16 protein-coding genes are annotated in these 17,262 nt (G+C 69.2%); 10 read left to right on the forward strand and 6 right to left on the reverse strand.

The window, feature by feature from the left end:
- Window positions 1–11: 11 nt before the first annotated feature.
- Window positions 12–764 (reverse strand): Coq4 family protein, encoded by a 753-nt coding sequence (locus tag VKQ35_RS17495; protein WP_324363956.1) that lies wholly within the window; start codon window positions 762–764, stop codon window positions 12–14.
- 141 nt (window positions 765–905) lie between these two features.
- Between VKQ35_RS17495 and VKQ35_RS17500 the strand changes: the two genes are divergently transcribed.
- A complete protein-coding gene (locus VKQ35_RS17500; protein ID WP_324363958.1) occupies window positions 906–1,124 on the forward strand; it encodes a ribbon-helix-helix domain-containing protein in 219 nt (72 codons plus the stop codon).
- Here the strand turns inward: VKQ35_RS17500 and VKQ35_RS17505 are convergent.
- Entirely contained in the window at window positions 1,106–1,717 is a 612-nt protein-coding gene (locus VKQ35_RS17505; protein ID WP_324363962.1) for an HAAS signaling domain-containing protein, read from the reverse strand. The genes VKQ35_RS17500 and VKQ35_RS17505 overlap by 19 nt on opposite strands.
- Window positions 1,714–2,091 (reverse strand): PadR family transcriptional regulator, encoded by a 378-nt coding sequence (locus VKQ35_RS17510; protein WP_324363963.1) that lies wholly within the window; start codon window positions 2,089–2,091, stop codon window positions 1,714–1,716. The genes VKQ35_RS17505 and VKQ35_RS17510 overlap by 4 nt, the downstream gene beginning before the upstream one ends.
- 64 nt (window positions 2,092–2,155) lie before the next feature.
- Here VKQ35_RS17510 and VKQ35_RS17515 point away from each other — a divergent pair, with 64 nt between their 5' ends.
- The 3 genes from VKQ35_RS17515 to VKQ35_RS17525 are packed head-to-tail and all read left to right on the forward strand — an operon-like array spanning window position 2,156 to window position 5,634.
- Window positions 2,156–2,830, forward strand: coding sequence for a type II CAAX endopeptidase family protein (locus VKQ35_RS17515; RefSeq protein ID WP_324363965.1), 675 nt, complete (start codon window positions 2,156–2,158; stop codon window positions 2,828–2,830).
- Between the two features lie 59 nt (window positions 2,831–2,889).
- A complete protein-coding gene (locus tag VKQ35_RS17520) occupies window positions 2,890–3,231 on the forward strand; it encodes a hypothetical protein (RefSeq protein ID WP_324363967.1) in 342 nt (113 codons plus the stop codon).
- A 57-nt stretch (window positions 3,232–3,288) separates the two neighbouring features.
- Window positions 3,289–5,634 (forward strand): ATP-dependent helicase, encoded by a 2,346-nt coding sequence (locus VKQ35_RS17525; RefSeq protein WP_324363969.1) that lies wholly within the window; start codon window positions 3,289–3,291, stop codon window positions 5,632–5,634.
- A 4-nt stretch (window positions 5,635–5,638) separates the two neighbouring features.
- On the opposite strand, the gene VKQ35_RS17530 is transcribed toward VKQ35_RS17525, so the two are convergent.
- Window positions 5,639–5,884, reverse strand: a complete 246-nt coding sequence (locus VKQ35_RS17530) for a hypothetical protein (RefSeq protein WP_324363971.1) — start codon at window positions 5,882–5,884, stop codon at window positions 5,639–5,641.
- Window positions 5,885–5,970: 86 nt separating this feature from the next.
- Here VKQ35_RS17530 and VKQ35_RS17535 point away from each other — a divergent pair, with 86 nt between their 5' ends.
- Window positions 5,971–6,453 carry a hypothetical protein gene (locus VKQ35_RS17535; protein ID WP_324363972.1) on the forward strand — a complete coding sequence of 161 codons (483 nt, stop codon included), beginning with the start codon at window positions 5,971–5,973 and terminating at the stop codon, window positions 6,451–6,453.
- Between the two features lie 41 nt (window positions 6,454–6,494).
- Window positions 6,495–7,361, forward strand: a complete 867-nt coding sequence (locus tag VKQ35_RS17540; RefSeq protein ID WP_324363974.1) for a 50S ribosomal protein L11 methyltransferase — start codon at window positions 6,495–6,497, stop codon at window positions 7,359–7,361.
- Here the strand turns inward: VKQ35_RS17540 and VKQ35_RS17545 are convergent.
- Window positions 7,358–7,819, reverse strand: a complete 462-nt coding sequence (locus VKQ35_RS17545; protein ID WP_324363976.1) for a hypothetical protein — start codon at window positions 7,817–7,819, stop codon at window positions 7,358–7,360. The genes VKQ35_RS17540 and VKQ35_RS17545 overlap by 4 nt on opposite strands.
- 24 nt (window positions 7,820–7,843) lie before the next feature.
- The gene (locus tag VKQ35_RS17550; protein WP_324363978.1) at window positions 7,844–8,188 is read right to left on the reverse strand and encodes a GIY-YIG nuclease family protein; all 345 of its coding nucleotides are present in this window, start codon (window positions 8,186–8,188) and stop codon (window positions 7,844–7,846) included.
- A 108-nt stretch (window positions 8,189–8,296) separates the two neighbouring features.
- Here VKQ35_RS17550 and VKQ35_RS17555 point away from each other — a divergent pair, with 108 nt between their 5' ends.
- From VKQ35_RS17555 to VKQ35_RS17570, 4 genes are all read left to right on the forward strand, one after another.
- Window positions 8,297–10,111 (forward strand): aminopeptidase P family protein, encoded by a 1,815-nt coding sequence (locus VKQ35_RS17555; RefSeq protein WP_324363980.1) that lies wholly within the window; start codon window positions 8,297–8,299, stop codon window positions 10,109–10,111.
- Window positions 10,112–10,692: 581 nt separating this feature from the next.
- The gene (locus VKQ35_RS17560; protein WP_324363982.1) at window positions 10,693–13,692 is read left to right on the forward strand and encodes a TonB-dependent receptor domain-containing protein; all 3,000 of its coding nucleotides are present in this window, start codon (window positions 10,693–10,695) and stop codon (window positions 13,690–13,692) included.
- A gap of 118 nt (window positions 13,693–13,810) precedes the next feature.
- Entirely contained in the window at window positions 13,811–15,499 is a 1,689-nt protein-coding gene (locus tag VKQ35_RS17565; RefSeq protein ID WP_324363984.1) for a tetratricopeptide repeat-containing sulfotransferase family protein, read from the forward strand.
- Window positions 15,496–17,241 (forward strand): tetratricopeptide repeat-containing sulfotransferase family protein, encoded by a 1,746-nt coding sequence (locus tag VKQ35_RS17570; RefSeq protein ID WP_324363986.1) that lies wholly within the window; start codon window positions 15,496–15,498, stop codon window positions 17,239–17,241. Before VKQ35_RS17565 ends, VKQ35_RS17570 begins: the two co-directional genes overlap by 4 nt.
- The last annotated feature ends 21 nt before the right edge of the window (window positions 17,242–17,262 follow it).

Below are 17,262 nucleotides of genomic sequence, written 5' to 3' on the forward strand. Positions count from 1 at the left end.
CGGCTTGGCGGCTACGCCGCCTTCGGCAGCGACTGGTCGCGGGCCTCGGCCGGGATGGCGTCGTAGACGGTGGCCGGGGTGATGTTCAGACGCCGCCGCGCGCTTTCCAGCGGCTCGCTCATCAGCCGCTCGTAGTCCTCGCCCAGCAGCCACTTGGCGGCCTTGCCGCGGCGATAGCCCTGCCAGATCGCCTTCACGTAGGGATGGGTCCTGGCCTTGCGGGCCCGGGACGCCGCGCCGACCGCGATCAGCGCCCAGCCGAGCCCGCCGGTCTGCGCGAAGGAGAAGGCCACCAGGCATGCCTCGCCCAGGCCGTCGCGGTGATAGCCCGACAGGATGTGCCAGATGTCGTGCACGTCGCGGGTGCGCCGGCCCATCCAGGCGTAGGGGTGCTGCTCGTCCACGTGGGCCGAGTTCTGGCGGCTGATCTCGATCAGGCCGTCGGCGGAGATCTGCTCGGAGCGGATGAAGTGGCGGTAGGCGGCGCCGACGCTGCCCTCGGGCAGGCTGTCCAGCCAGGCATCGTCCATCAAGAGGTTGGCGAATTCCTGGCGCTCGAAGGCGATGCGGCCGCCCTGCTGGGTTTCCAGGAGGCGAAGATAGCCCTTGGCGGTCGAGGTCCCGTTCAGCGCCCGCATGATCTCGAAGACCGCGGTGGTGTCTTCCTTGTCGTTCAGCAGGCGGCGCAGCGACTTCAGCGCATGGCCCCAGTCGAGCTTGGGCGAGGTGGTGCGGAAGGCGGGGCGCTCGGCAACTTCGGTCATGGCCATGGGTCGGTCCTCACTCCAGCTGACTCGGCAAAGATGACGCCACCGTCAACTTAATGCAAGCAAAAAGATGACGCATGCGTCAACTTTATCCGAAGAGGTCTTGCGGGGGCCCGCGAACGGCGGACATATCAGGCCATGAAGAGCTTGCGAAAGCGTTCGGTGCAGCTCAGCGGCCATGCGACCTCGATCGCGCTCGAGCCAGAGTTCTGGGCGGTGCTCGAGGCCATGGCCGGGGCGCAGGCCCTGAGCCTCGCCGCCCTCATCGGCCGCATCGATGACGCCCGCGCGGGCCGTCCCCTCGCCTCGGCCTGCCGTCTGGCGGCGCTGGCCTTCGCTCAGGCCCGTCCGCGCTGAACTGAGCGGCGCATGTGGCGGACGCTGAACAGGCCAAAGCGCCAGGTTAGCCAGCCGAGCAGCAGGCCGAGCGCGATGCCGATCGGGATGATCCAGACGCCCAGCACCTCGTGCCCTCGGTGCGCATTGTCGCTGACGCCGAGCGCCCAGGAGGCCGAAAGGTCGTCGGGAGCCGTCGACCAGACCCACAGCCCCGCCCGGTTCCAGGCGAAGGGCTTCACCGCCGCCGTGGCCAGGAACGCCAGCGCACTGCCGTAACCGGTGAATGAGACCAGGAAGGCGAAGAGACCGTAGAGGCTGAGGCTCGCCAGCCGGCCGATCGCCTGGAACACCCGCCAGGGCGAGCGATTGGTCTCCAGCTCGGCGGCCACCCGCTCCGTCACATTGATCCGGGCCACGTCGCGCGGCGCGCCCAGCTCGGACAGCGCCGCCTCGATGCGGGCCACCGAAAGATCGCCGGCCACCTTGTCGAGCACGTGGCTGCGCAGTTCGGCCAGTGTCTCGCGCGCCTCCATGGGCGGCAGGCCCGCAAGGTGGCGCTGCACCTGGTTCAGGTAGGTGTCGAGATGGGCCCGGCCTGCGTCACCACTCATTGGGTATCTCCATCCATCGGGGCGAGCAGCCGCTCCAGCCCTTCGGCGAACGACCGCCAGCTGCGGGCCATGTCGCGCACGCGGCGGCGGCCTTCGTCGGTCAGTTGGTAGTATTTGCGCGGATGCCCGGCGTCGGCCTCGACCCATTCGGAGTCCACCAGGCCGTCCGCCTTCATCCGGCTGAGCAGCGGATAGATCGTGCCCTCGGGGATCGCCATGCCGGCGTCCGCGTCCAGCCGCTTCAGGATCTCCAGGCCGTACAGCCGTTCGGGCCAGAGGATGGCCAGGACCGCCAGGCCCAGGCCGCCTTTGCGGACCTGTGTCTCCCACCCGCTGAGGTCGCCGGCGGGCGCGCTGGCTTCATTTCGTTTCATGCACGATACCTTGCATATCTATGTATCATGTGTCAACAGGTCATGCCGCAGACAGGAGGCGCGCATGGCGGCCATCGAAGATCGGACGGAATCGAGGGCGCGGGTGATCAGCGCGGCGGAAGTCGCCTGCGCGGCCTGGGCGGTGATCGGCCACAACGTGCTGCACGTCCTGCCCAACGAGGTCCCCATCCTGGTGCTCCTGGCGCTGGTCTCGATGCGGTGGCGCGAAGGCGGCTGGGCGGCCCTGGGCTTCGTGCGGCCGAAATCGTGGCGCCTGATGATCGCGCTGGCGGTGGGCGCGGCCGTCCTGCGCCTGGTGCTGGGCGACCTGGTCATCGAGCCGCTGGCCGCGCATGTCTGGCCGCCGATCGTCGCGCCGAAGGGCGCCGAGCTCATCCCGCACGACGCCAAGGCCGCGTTGGCCGCCCTGGCGCTCGTCTGGACCTTCGCGGCGTTCGGCGAGGAGATCGGCTACCGCGGCTACCTGATGAAGCGGATCGCCGATGTTGGCGGCGGCGGGCGCCTCGCCTGGATCGTGGGCCTTCTGGGCTCGGCGGTGCTGTTCGGCTTCGGCCATTTCTACAAGGGGCCGGCGGGCATCCTCGATTCCGGCGTGGCGGGGCTGATCCTGGGCGGGGTCTATCTGCTGTCCGGGCGCTGCCTGTGGACGACGATCCTGGCGCACGGAATGATCGACACAACCGCGGTGATCCTGACCTACCTGGGTCTGAACAACTGACGGCGGCGGTGCTATGGAATAGGGAAAGCCCGCCTTGCTGACCGGGCCCAAGGAGCCCGATGTTCGCCGAGCCGCCGCCTGCCGCTGCGCCTGCCGCCATCTCCGCGATGCAGCAGTCGGACCTGGAATGCCTGAGCGTCGGCTATGTGCTGGCCAACGCCACCCATAGCGGCCTGCCCAGTCCGTCGGGAACCCGGCTGGTGCGGGTCTACCTCGGCCGGCTGCGCGGCAGCGACCCGTCGCGGGAATGGCTGCGGATGATGGTTCCGGACTCGGAGATGACCTACGGCTGGTTCCTGAGCCGCCTGCGCGATTGCCAGCGGCCGCTGCGTCCGACCGGCGTGCGGGCCGCCCCGACCCAGGCCGCGCCGCCACCCGCCGCCACGCCCACCGGAAGCTAGAACGCATCGCGAACACCCGGGCGCCCATTTCGTGCGCGGCATGCTAGACAAACCCCGATGTCTCCGTCCGAATCCGACTTCGATCCGCCCGCGCTGCGTGTCAGCGACCTGGCCCGCGCCGACGCCCGGCCCGCCGACTACCTCGACGGGCTGAACCCCGAGCAGCGCGCCGCTGTCGAGGCCACCGAGGGGCCCGTGCTGGTGCTGGCCGGCGCCGGCACCGGCAAGACCCGCGTGCTGACCACGCGGCTGGCCCACATCCTGGCCACCGGCAAGGCGCGGCCGTGGGAGCTGCTGGTCGTCACCTTCACCAACAAGGCCGCGCGCGAGATGCGCGAGCGGATCACCCACATCATCGGGCCGCAGGCCGAGGGGCTGCGCTGGCTGGGCACCTTCCACTCGGTGGCCGCCCAGATCCTGCGCCGCCACGCCGACCTGGTGGGCCTCAAATCCAACTACACGATCATCGATCAGGACGATGGCGAGCGGCTGATCAAGCAGGTGCTGGAGGCCGAAAACGTCGACGCCAAGCGCTGGCCGCCGAAGATGCTGGCCGGGCTGATCGACCACTGGAAGAACCGCGGCTGGCGCCCCGACCAGGTGCCGCCGGCGGAGAGCGGCCATTTCGCCAACGGCAAGGGCCAGGCGATGTACCGGCTCTACCAGGAGCGGTTGCGCGTGCTGAACGCCTGCGATTTCGGCGACCTGCTACTGCACAACCTGACCATCTTCACCCAGCACCCCGATGTGCTGGAGGAGTTCCACAACCGGTTCCGCTATCTGCTGGTCGACGAATATCAGGACACCAACGTCGCCCAATACCTGTGGCTGCGGCTGCTGGCCCAGAAGCGGCAGAACGTCTGCTGCGTCGGCGACGACGACCAGTCGATCTACGGCTGGCGCGGCGCCGAGGTGGACAACATCCTGCGCTTCGAGCGCGACTTCCCGGGCGCCAAGGTGATCCGGCTGGAACGCAATTACCGCTCCACCAGCCACATCCTTGCCGCGGCCTCGGGCCTGATCGCCGCCAACAAGAGCCGGCTCGGCAAGACGCTCTGGACCCAGGAAGAAGGCGGCGAAAAAGTCGTGGTGCGCGGCGTCTGGGACGGCGAGGCCGAGAGCCGGCTGATCGCCGACGAGATCGAGCGCGCCAGGAAGGGCTCCACGGACAAGGACCCCCGCAAGTTCCGCGACATGGCGATCCTGGTCCGCGCCTCGTTCCAGATGCGCGCCTTCGAAGAGCGGTTCGTGCTGCTGCAGATCCCCTACACCGTGGTCGGTGGCCCGCGGTTCTTCGAACGCGCCGAGATTCGCGACGCCCACGCCTACCTGCGGCTGATCCAGTCGCCCGACGATGACCTGGCCTTCGAACGCATCGTCAACGTCCCCAAGCGCGGCATCGGCGAGACCACGGTGCAGAAGCTGCTGCAGGTCGCGCGGCTGGGCGGCGTGCCGGCGGTGACCGCAGCGCGCCAGCTGGTGTTGACCGACGAACTGGCCGGCCGCACCCGCACCGCGCTGGCCAATTTCCTGCGCGATCTCGACCGCTGGCGTGTGGAAGCCGACCGCACCGCGCACCCTCGCCTGATGGAGGCGGTGCTGGAGGAGAGCGGCTACACCGACGCCCTGAAACTGGACAGGAGCCCGACCGCCCAGACCCGCCTGGAGAACCTTAAGGAACTCGTCCAGTCGATGGGAAACTTTGAGAATTTGCAGGCCTACCTCGAACACGTTTCCCTGGTCATGGACCTCGACCGCGGACCCCAGGCCGACGCCGTCCAGATCATGACCCTGCACTCCGCCAAGGGCCTGGAGTTCCCGCTGGTCTTCCTGCCCGGCTGGGAGGAAGGCGTCTTCCCCTCCCAGCGTTCCATGGATGAAAAGGGCGAGAAGGGCCTCGAGGAGGAGCGCCGCCTGGCCTACGTCGGCATCACCCGCGCCCGCGAGGAGGCCCGCGTCTCCTTCGCCGCCAACCGCCAGGTCTACGGCCGCTGGACCAGCCAGCTGCCCAGCCGCTTCGTCGACGAACTGCCCCTGGCCAACGTCGAGGCGACGTCGGAGACCGGCTACTACGGCGGCGGCCCCGGCATGCAGCAGCACGGCAGCCGCTGGGACGAGACCCCGGCCTTCGGCGCCGGCTACTCCTCGCCTGGCTGGCGGCGCGCCCAGACCGCCGGCTACAAGGGCAGCCACCCCGGCCGCCAGCAGGTCATCGAGGGCGAAGGCCGCCTGGTCGCCACCTCGGCTGGGAGTGCGGCCAGCGACTACAAGCGCGGCGACCGCGTCTTCCACCAGAAGTTCGGCTACGGCGCCGTCACCGCGGTCGAGGGCAACAAGCTTACCGTCGCTTTCGAAAAAGCCGGCGAGAAGAAGGTCATCGACAGCTTCGTGGAGATGGGCTGAGCGCCTATTTCCGCCGCGCCATGCCGCGGATCGCGAAGAAGCTCAGGCCCGCCACCAGCATCAGGCCGCCGGCGACAAGGGCGCCGCTCCATTTGGAAGGGGCGTCCAGGGCCTGGACGATGGCGGGCTCGTCGGCTTCGGGCGCGAGTTCCACCGCGGGTTCCATGGCAGGTTTGGGGGCCGCCTGGCGCTTCCTTGTCGAACCGGCCTTGGCCACCGCCTGAGCTCCCGCCGCCACATCGCCGGTCATTCGGCGGATCCGGCATCTTAGCCCTGAACCAATCGCGCGCCCACACGCTGTAGGGCCCGACCTCTTCGCAAGATCGGACAGCACGCGTGAAACTCTTCTTCGCCGACGATCTGAAAGTGTTCCTGCCCGGCGCCGCCGTGGCCCTGGCCGTCGGCCTGCTGCTCGGCGGCGCGATGCAACCGCACCTCGGCGACGACGACCGGCCCGGCGGACCCCAGATCATCGCCGCCGCCTCCGGCGAACGCGGCGCCGACCCGGTCGACTCCGGCCTGGCGCTGGCCGCCTATCATGGCCGGGTTCCGGACTATGTGCTCGGCACCGACTGGAAGAAGACCATGGCCTGGCCGTCCGAAAGCGCCGCGGTGTCGGCGCCCGCGCGGATGGCTGTGCAGGACGATCCGGCGCCGGTCGAGGCCCCCGCGACGCTGACCCGCGCGGCCTACAACGAGCCGTACCCGCAGCCCCACGTCTATCCGTCGCTGAGCGGCGGCGCGGGCCGCAGCGCGCACGCCGCCACCGACCCTGACGTCGCCGCCGACGACGACACCCTGCCGGCCGATCGGGGCTGAAGCCCCTCGCCTTTCGGCTTTCCGCCCGCTAGAGGCGGCGGATGAGTTCCGACGCCGTTCAGACCATCGCCAGAGGCCCGCGCGCCGTGGCCGAGGCCGCCGCACTGGCCATCGACGCCGAAGCCGCCACCGAGAGCCTCACCTATTCCATCCTGGAGGAGGACGAAGACCACGACGTCTGGCGGATCGACGCCTTCCCGACCACCGACGAAGAACAGGCCGCGCTCGTCTCGACCCTGGCCGGCTTCCCGGCGCTGCGGGTCGTCACCGAGAAGCTCGCCGACGCCGACTGGCTGGCCATGGCGCTCTCCGGCCTGCCGCCGGTCCGCGCCGGCCGCTTCTTCGTCTATGGCGCCCACGACCGGGGCCTTGCGCCGCCCAGCACCGTCAACCTGCGCATCGAGGCGGGCGCGGCCTTCGGCACTGGTCACCATGGCACGACCGTCGGCTGCCTGCTGGCCTTCGACCAACTCCTGAAGCGCCGGCGGTTCCCCCGCGTGCTGGACGTGGGCTGCGGCACCGGCGTCCTGGCCATCGCCGCGGCGCGGACAGGGTCGAAGGCGGCGCTCGGCACCGACATCGACAGCCCCTCCGTCCGCATCGCCAACGAGAACGCTAAGCTGAACCGCGCCAAGGCCCGCTTCGTCCACGCCAGCGGCCTGAACGAAGCGCGCGTCCGGGCGCCCGCGCCCTACGATCTGGTGTTCGCCAACATCCTGGCCCCGCCGCTGGTGGCGCTCTCGCAGGACATCAAGGGCGCGCTGAAGCCGGGCGGCTATGCGATCCTGTCGGGCCTGCTGCGCACCCAGGAGCGCCGGGTAACCGCGGCCTATGTCTCGCGCGGCTTCCGCCTGGAGCGGCGTATCCGCCGCGACGCCTGGTCAGCGTTGGTGCTGCGCAGGGCTTAGTCCGTCGCCGAGCGGCAGGAGACCTTGGCCGAAGCGCTCATCCCGATAATCCGGACGATCCGCCAGCCGTCGGGGAATCGGCGCAGCACATAGAGGCTCGCGCGGTCCTTCGGCGGCAGGGCCGTCCCATCGGTCTTGAGGCGGGAGAAGCGCATCTCGGCCAGGGCCTGGTCGGGCCCGACCAGGCAGGCCTCGATGCCGGCATTGGTCGAGTGGTCGTAGCCCTGCGCCTTCAGCCGCGCGAACTCGGCGGCGATGCCGGCCTCGCTGGCCATGGGGTTCGGGGGGTCGAGCCGGTAGATGCGCGCGTTGATCGCCGCCGCGTCGTGGGCGTTCCAGAGGCTGAGGTACTGCTCCATGAACGCCTTCACCTCGGCGCCCCGCTCGTCGGCGCGGGCGGGCCCGGCGACGACAGGGGCGGCGATGAGCAGGGCGGCAAGCAGGATCGGGCGGCGCATGCGCCCATCTGACCCGAAAAGCCGCTAGCCAACCAGCTTGTTCGCGCCGAGCTCGGCGCGCCAATGGGCTGCGCGTTCCTTCAGCAGCGTCTCGCGCCCGATGGGACCGAGCTCCTCGGTCTCGAGTTCTTCCAGCACTGCGAAGGAAAACGCAGCCTCGCCGTGCGCCCGCCAGGCCGCCAGAACGGCCCGGTTCGGATGCCCGCCCTGGCGCAGACCGAACCAGATGCGGTTCTGCATCTGAGTGACGTTCGGCGCGACACCGATCCAGGCCTCACCGCTCGCCGCGCAGCGCACGGCGAAGATCCCGTGGGAGACCTTGCGGTCCTTGTAGTCGCGGATCGCATCCCGGCGGCTCTGCTTGTCCATAGCCGCCGTCTAGGCCGCGAGGCGCCGCCTGTCAATTTCATCCGGGTATAAATCGAAAGCGATGGCCACGCTTGGCCCGCCCGGTCCAAACGGATTACATCCCGCGCCATGCGCCAGACCTTTGACGAATCCACCGACCGCTCCTTCGGCCCCAAGCACGTGCCGCTGATCCGCAAGGCGATGGCCGACCAGGGCCTCGACGGCTTCGTCGTCCCACACGAGGACGAGCATCAGAACGAGTACCTGCCCGCCGCCAACGACCGGCTTGCGTGGGCGACCGGCTTCACCGGCTCGGCCGGCGCCGCGGTGATCCTGAAGGACAAGGCCGCGGTCTTCGTCGACGGGCGCTACACCTTGCAGGTGCGCGACCAGGTGGATCAGGGGTCCTTCGAGATCCGCGACCTCGTCGAGGGCGGCGTCCCGGCCTATATCGAAGCCGCCACGGCGCGCGGCCAGGTGATCGGCTACGATCCGCGCCTGCACAGTCCCGACGCGCTGGACCGCCTGAGGAGCGCCGCCGCCAAGACCGGCGCGGAACTGCGGCCCGTGACGCCGAACCCGCTGGACACCGCCTGGGGCCAGGCGCGACCGCCACAGCCGGCCGCTCCTGTCGTGCCGCATCCCTTGCAGTACGCCGGCGAAGATTCGGCCTCCAAGCGCCACCGGCTGGGGGAAGGCCTGGCCGCGCGGGGCGCTCAGTCCGCGGTGATCACCGCGCCGGCCTCCATCGCCTGGCTGTTCAATATCCGCGGCGGCGACGTCATCCGCTCGCCCCTGCCGCTCGGCCAGGCGATCCTGAACGCCGATGGCTCGGCGCGGCTGTTCCTCGATCCCGCCAAGGTGACGCCGGACCTGCCGGCCTGGCTCGGCAATGAGGTGCGGCTGGAGACGCCGCCCGATCTGCCCCAGGCGCTCGCCGAACTGCGCGGCCAGCAGGTGCTGGTCGATCCGGCCGTCTCGTCGTCCTGGTACTTCGAGGCGCTGGCGGGCGCCGGGGCCACGGCCCAGCGCGGCGACGACCCCTGTGTCATGCCCCGGGCCTGCAAAAATCCGGTGGAGATCGCCGGGACCAAGCGCGCCCACGTCCGCGACGGCGCGGCGCTGACGCGCTTCCTGCATTGGGTCGCCACCGAAGGCCAGATCAACCCGCCGGACGAGATCGAGGCGGTCTCCAAGCTGGAGGCCTTCCGCGAGGAAACCGGCGCGCTGAAAGACCTCTCCTTCGACACCATCGCCGGCGCCGCCTCCAATGGCGCGATCGTCCACTACCGGCCCACGCAACGACTCAACAAGCGCACGGAAAAGGGCTCCCTGCTGCTGGTCGATTCGGGCGCCCAGTACCTGGACGGCACCACCGACGTCACCCGCACCGTCGCCATCGGCGAGCCGACGGCCGAGATGTGCGAGCGCTTCACGCTGGTGCTGAAGGGCCATCTGGCGCTGGCCCGGGTGCGCTTTCCGGCCGGCACGACCGGCTCGGCCCTGGACGCGCTGGCCCGCGTGGCGCTCTGGGCGCATGGGCTGGACTACGACCACGGCACCGGCCACGGCGTCGGCTCCTACCTGGGCGTGCACGAGGGGCCGCACCGGATCGCCAAGGCGCCCAACATGGTCCCGTTGAAGCCCGGGATGATCGTCTCCAACGAGCCCGGCTACTACAAGGAAGGCGGCTACGGCATCCGCATCGAGACCCTGCAGTACGTCACCGAGGCGGCGATGATTCCCGGCGGCGAGCGGCCGATGCTGGGCTTCGAGACCCTGACGCTGGCGCCGATCGACCGGCGTCTGGTGGTCGCCGCGATGCTGACGCCGGAGGAAACGGCCCAGCTCGACGCCTACCATGCGCGGGTTCTGGCCGAGGTCGGCCCCCTGCTTCCGGCCGAGGTTCGGACATGGCTCGAAGGCGCCTGCGCGCCCCTGTGAGCGGCCCACCCGGTCAGGGCGAGAAATAGTCAGGCCTGCGGCAGCCTGCCGCAGGTGAAACGCGCGTTAGGGTGGCGCCTGTCCAGTCACTGATGGCTCGCCCGCCTGAATCTCCAGAACGCAAACGCCGTAAATTCTGTGGAACTCGCCGGCATTCTGACCGTTCGGCCAATAGAGATCGAAAACCGCTCAAACGGCCGACGCATTCTACTTCGTGACATATTCGTTATGTTCTAATGCATTAGAATATTCAGCGAAGCATCGGCAAGTTGTGGTTATCGAGATAACGCCACCCGATCCGGCACAGCCAAGCTGCGCGGGCTACCGGCGTTCGCCATATTCTATGTTGCGGCGCCACATTTCATACGAGTGTTTGCGTGCCGGCGCTCGGCGTCTCGGCAGTTATGTGGCCATTATGCGACATATTGGCAATCGGATGGCGGAAGACTTCGCAAAGCGCGTTGACCCAAAACTCTAGTCGAAGCTAACTCCGCAATAATCGGGGCCAAATGTGGTCCTGGGTTGGCAATTGTTGGGGAGCGGATCCGCCGTCATCGGTCGACCGCTGGAGGATTTAGACCTTGAAAATTCGAAACACTCGGGAGCGCCTGCTGGCCTCATCGATGATCTGCGGGGCGGCCTTCCTCGGCCTTTCCGCGACCCAGGCCGCCGCCGCCGCGGCTGACACCACGTCGGGTGAAGTCTCCGAAATCGTCGTGACCGGCACGCGCATCCCGTCGCCGAACCTGACCTCGATCGCGCCGGTGACGACCATCGGCAACGCCGACATCAAGGCCCAGGGCGTCACCCGGATCGAAGACATCACCAACTCCCTGCCGCAGGTGTTCGCCGGTCAGGGCTCGTCGATCTCCAACGGCTCCACCGGCGCCGCCACGGTCAACCTGCGTGGCCTGGGTTCGTCCCGCACCCTGGTGCTGGTCGACAGCCGCCGCCTGATGCCGGGCGACCCGACTGACCCCGCCGCCGACCTCAACTTCATCCCCTCGGCCCTGGTCGAGCGGGTCGACGTGCTGACGGGCGGCGCCTCGGCGACCTACGGCGCCGACGCCGTGGCCGGCGTCGTCAACTTCATCATGCTGAAGAACTTCGAAGGCGTGCGGATCGACGCCCAGTACTCGGGCTACCAGCACGACCAGCATGAAGACGCCATCCAGGCCGTGGTCCGCAACAATGCGGCGCACGCCAGCGATCCGAGCCAGTTCGCCCTGCCGCAGCACAACATCTGGGACGGTGAGGGGTCGGAAGTCACCCTGATCATCGGCGCCAACGCGCCGGACGGCAAAGGCAACGTCACCGCCTACGCCGCCTATCGCCAGAACAACCCGATCCTGGAAGGCGCCCGCGACTTCAGCTCCTGCACGCTGAACTCCGGTACGCCGACCTTCGCCGAATTCGGCTGCGGCGGCTCCGGCACGGCCTTCCCGGCCCGCGTCGGCAGCTTCCTGGTCGACCCGACCACCTTCAACACCTTCCGGCCGCGGACCAGCGCCGACGTGTTCAACTTCGGGCCGCAGAACTACTTCGTGCGTCCGGACGAGCGCTACAACCTTGGCGCCTTCGCCCACTACGAGATCGCGCCCTGGGCCGACGCCTACATGGACGCCATGTTCATGGACGACCGTTCGACCGCCCAGATCGCCGCCGGCGGCATCTTCGCCGGCACCTTCTCGATCAACTGCGCCAACCCGCTGCTCAGCGCCCAGGAAGCCGGCCTGTTGCCGTCCACCACAGGCGCCACCTGCGCGGCCAACCCGACCGGGACCTTCACCGGCACGGTCGCGCGCCGCCTGCAGTCGGCCGAAGCTCAGGGCCGCCAGACCGACCTGCGACACCAGGACTACCGGATCGTCATCGGCCTGAAGGGCGACCTGGGCAAGAACTGGAACTACGACGGCTACATGCAGTACGGGTCGGTCTTCTTCTCGCAAGAGCAGACCGGCAACTTCAACTCGAACCGCATCCAGCAGGCTCTGAACGTCGTTCAGACGCCGACCGGTCCGCAGTGCGCCCCCGGCGCCGACGCGGGCTGCGTGCCGCTGAACATCTTCACCGCGCACTTCATCTCGCCCGCGGCGCTCAACTTCCTGAACGCCAACAGCTTCGCCCAGGGCAACACCCAGGAGCGCGTTGTCAGCATCGCCTTCACCGGCAAGCTCGGCGACTACGGGATCAAGAGCCCCTGGGCTTCGGAAGGCGTGGGCGTGGCGTTCGGCGGCGAATATCGCCGTGAGCACCTCGACAGCGTCGCCGACTTCCTCTCGGCCAACGGCCTGGTGGACGGCAATGGCGCGGCGGCCCCGCCGGTCAACGGCGGCTTCGACGTCTACGAGCTGTTCGGCGAAGCGCGCATCCCGCTCATCAGCGATATGCCCTTCGCCAAGTCGGTCTCGGCCGAGTTGGGCTACCGGTTCTCCGACTACTCCTCGATCGGCGACACCAACACCTACAAGGTGTCGGGCGACTGGGAGATCATCGACGGCCTGCGGGTTCGGGGCGGCTACAACCGCGCCGTGCGCGCGCCGAGCGTGATCGACCTGTTCGCACCGCAGAACGTGGTGCTCGACGGCACCACCGACCCCTGCGCCGGCCTGACGGCCGCCAACCCGCTGGTCGCCACCTGCGCCAGCGTCTTCCATCTGACCACGGCGCAAGTCCTGGCCATCGAGAAGAACCCGGCCAACCAGTACAACGGCCAGGTCGGCGGCAACCCCAACCTGAAGCCGGAAACCGCCGACACCTATACCGGTGGCATCGTGTGGCAGCCGAGCTTCGCGCCGGGCCTGAACCTGTCGGTCGACTACTTCAACATCAAGGTGAACTCGTTCATCGGGACCGTCGGCGAAAACCTGATCCTCAATCAGTGCATCACCGGCGCGAACTCAAGCTTCTGCAGCCTGATTCACCGCGAGCCCGGCAACAACTCGCTGTTCCTCGACCCGACCGGCTTCGTGCAGGACACCACCCTGAACACCGGTTCGCTGAAGACCACCGGTGTCGACTTCAATGCGTCGTACCGCACGGACCTGTCGGCGATCGGTCTTGGCGACAACGGCAGCCTGAACGTCACCATGGTGGGCACCTGGCTCGACAGCCTGATCACCCAGCCCCTGCCGGGCGGCCCGAGCTACGACTGTAAGGGTCTCTATGGCACGGTCTGCGGCGTCCCGGCTCCGGAATGGCGCCACAAGGCTCGTCTGACCTGGAACACGCCGTGGTCGTATGGCGACTGGCTCAAGTCGGCGAGCTTCTCCGTTCAGTGGCGCTACTTCGGCAAGGTCACGCTGGACGCCTACAACGCCAACCCGCAGCTGAACAACCCGGGCATCCAGTACGAAAGCGACCGGACCTTCGGGGCGCGCAACTACATCGACCTGACGGCGAACTTCACGGTCCACAACAACCTGAACTTCCGGGTTGGCGTGAACAACGTGTTCGACAAGGACCCGCCGATCACCGGCTCGTCCAACTGCCCGGTCGGCTTCTGCAACGGCGGCACCTACGCGCAGGTCTACGATACGCTGGGCCGCTTCGTGTTCGTCGGTCTGAGCGCCGACTTCTAAGCGCGTCAGTTCAACTGGCTATCGGGGGCGGCGGAGCGATCCGCCGCCCTCTTCTTTTGCGCCCTGCCCGCGACATCGGCTAATCAGAGAGCGTAGGCCGGGTTCGATCCTAGAGGACATGGCGTTGACCAGCTGGAAGACCGGCCCGATCAAGCTCAGCGTGGGCGCCACGGCGCCGGCGGCCAGGCCGAACGCCGCCGCCTTCGCCGAAATCCGCGCCGCGGTCGATGCGCGAAACTACGACCTCGCGAGCCAGCTTGCGGAGCGCGCCGTCGCGGCCGGCGTCGAGCATCCGGTGATCTTCAATCTGGCCGCTCTGAAGTGCGAGCAGGAGCAACGGTTCGATGACGCCGTGGCGTTGCTGGAACGCGCCGTGGCTCTCGCGCCCAATGACGCGGCCGCCCGCAACGCGCTTGGCCTGACGCTCAACCGCCTGGAGCGCCACGCCGAGGCGCTGGCCCAGTTCGACCGCGCCGTGGCCGCCGCGCCGACCTTCGACGGCGCCCATACGGCGCGGGGCGGCGCCCTGGAGGCGCTGGGCCGCCTGACCGAGGCCGACGCCGCCTTCCGTCGCGCCCTCGAGCTGCAGCCTGAAAGTCTCGGCGCGATGGCCGGCCTCGCCAACCTCATGAGCCGCCGCGGCGCCCATGCCGAAGCCCGCGGCCTGGCTGAGCGGGTGTTGACCGCCCAGCCGGGCTTTCCCGACGCCGTCAACGTCGTCGCCGCCGCCGAACTGGCCGCAGGCGATGCGCCGGCCGCCCAGGCGCGGCTCGAAGCCGTGATCGCCGACCCGCGGCTCACCGCCCAGCAGCTGGCCATCGCCCAAGGCCTGCTGGGCGACACGCTCGACGCCCAGGATCGCATCGCCGAGGCCTTCACGGCCTACGCCGCCTGCAACATGGGCCTGTGGCGCGCCTATGCGCCATCCTACGGCCAGCCCAGCGCGCTCGCCTTTGCCCAACAGATGATCGAACGGCTCGACGAAATCGGCCCCGACGCCTGGCGAGCCCAGCGCCGAACTGAGGCCGAAGCCGCGCCCGACAGCGCCCCGGGTCATGTCTTCTTGCTGGGCTTTCCGCGCTCCGGCACGACGCTCCTGGAACAGGTGCTGGCGAGCCACCCCGCGGTCGAGGCCCTTGAGGAACGCGAAACCCTCACCGACGCCATGCGCGCCTTCTTAGGCGCGCCGGACGATCTGCACCGCCTGGCGCAAGCCGACGAGCGCGAGCTCGCGCCGCTCCGCGCCGCCTATTGGGAGCGGGTCCGCGCCGAGGGCGCTGAGGTCGCCGGCAAGCTCTTCGTCGACAAGCACCCGCTGAACACGCTCAAGCTGCCGCTGATCGCCAGGCTGTTTCCCGACGCCAAGATCCTCTTCGCGCAACGCGACCCGCGGGACGTGGTGCTGAGCTGCTACCGCCGCCGCTTCGCAATGAGCGGCTCGGCTTATCAGCTCCTGACGCTCCCCGGCGCGGCCGGCTACTACGACGCGGCCATGAGGATCGCGGCGCTGTTGGAGCCCGCGCTGGGCGCGCGCACCCACGTGGTGCGGCACGAGGCGCTGATCGCGGATTTCGATGCGGTGGTGGGCGCGGTGTGCCAGTTCCTCGGCCTGTCTTGGACCGACGCTATGCGCGGCTTCGCCGAGCGCACCCGCGACCGCGGCATCGCCACGCCCTCCGGCGCGCAACTGGCGGGCGGCCTCAGCGCCGAGGGCGTCGGCCAGTGGCGGCGCTACCACCAGCAGCTGGCCCCGGCCCTGCCCAAGCTCGCGCCGTGGGTGGAGCGCTTCGGCTATGAGTCACAATGAGCGCAGCCCAGGCGGGTCTTGAGCCGGACCGGCGTGACGCCCGCGGCTGGGGCGCGCTCGGCGACCGGCTGCGGCTGGAGGGCGATGGCCCAGGCGCGGACCGGGCCTATGCGTGCCAGATCCGCGCGGCGCTCACCGATCCGGAGCTGATCGCGGCGGCCGACGCGCTCTGCGACGGCGAACCGGTGGACGCCCACCGCCTGCTGCGCGCCATCCTCGTCAAACGCCCGAATGAACCCCGCGCGCTGGCCATGTTCGCCGATCTCGCGGCGCGCAGCGGCCGCCACAACGACGCCGAGCGCCTGCTCGCCCAGAGCCTGGCCGCCGCGCCCGGCACGGCCGCCGCCCGCTGCGCCTACGCGATCGCCCTCCATCAGCAGGGCAAGACCCTTGAGACCCTTGCCCAGGCCGACATCCTGCTGGCCGCAGATGCAAGCCATCCGGTCTACCGGCAGATCCGCGCCGCCGCCCTCATGCGGGCCGGCGAGTTCGCCCAGGCGGCCATCGCCTACCACGGCGTGCTGCAGGCGCATCCCGACCTGGCGCTGACCTGGATGGCCTATGGCCATGCGCTGAAGACCCTGGGCCGGCAGGCCGACGCGGTCGCCGCCTACCGTGAGAGCGTGCGTCTGCGCCCAGCGTTGGGAGAAGCCTGGTGGAGCCTCGCCAACCTCAAGACCATCGCCTTTGGCCCTGACGATACCGCGGCGATGGAGCGCGAGCTGGCGGAGCCCGGGCTGGACGACGAAGACCGCTTTCACCTGCAGTTCGCGCTCGGCAAGGCCTATGAAGACGCTCAGGACTACGCCCGCGCCTTCGCGCACTACGCTGACGGCAATGCGCTGCGCCGCGCGGATCTCGACTACGACCCCGACGAGACCAGGGGCCAGGTCGCCCGCAGCAAGGCGCTGTTGAGCGCGAGCTTCTTCGCGGGCCATGCCGGCCAGGGCTCGCCGCGTCCCGACCCGATCTTCATCGTCGGTCTGCCGCGCTCCGGCTCCACGCTCATCGAGCAGATCCTGGCCAGCCACAGCCAGGTCGAGGGCACCCAGGAACTGCCGGACATCGAGGTCCTGGCCGACCGTCTGGCTGGCCATCCGAAGCGGCCGTCGGAGGGCGCCTATCCCGATGTGCTGGCGGCCCTGCCGGCCGGCGAACTCGCCGCGCTCGGCGAGGAATACCTCCAGCGCGTGGCCATGTACCGGAAGACCTCGGCCCCGCTGTTCATCGACAAGACGCCGAACAACTTCGCGCACATCGGCCTGATCCAACTGATCCTGCCCAACGCCAGGATCGTCGATGCGCGGCGTCACCCGGTCGGCTGCTGCTTCTCCGCCTTCAAGCAGCATTTCGCGATCGGCCAACCCTTCGCCTACAGCCTCGCCGACCTCGCGCGGTATTACCGCGACTATGTGGAGCTGATGGCCCATTTCGACGCGGTTCTGCCCGGCCGTGTCCACCGGGCGATCTACGAAGAACTGGTCGCCGACCCGGAAGGCCAGGTGCGGCGCCTGCTGGGCTATTGCGGCCTTGCGTTCGAGGACGCCTGCCTGCGGTTCTACGAGAACCCGCGGGCGGTGCGGACGGCCAGTTCCGAGCAGGTCCGCCAGCCCATCTTCACCGGCGCCAGCGACCATTGGCGGCATTTCCAGCCCTGGCTGGGACCGTTGATCGAGGGTCTCGGCGATGTGCTGGAGGCCTATCCGGCCCCGCCGGAAACCTGGCGCTCCAGCCCCGCCTGAACGCTCGTCGGCGGCGAAAAA

The organism is Phenylobacterium sp., from assembly GCF_035309685.1.
Lineage (GTDB): Bacteria > Pseudomonadota > Alphaproteobacteria > Caulobacterales > Caulobacteraceae > Phenylobacterium.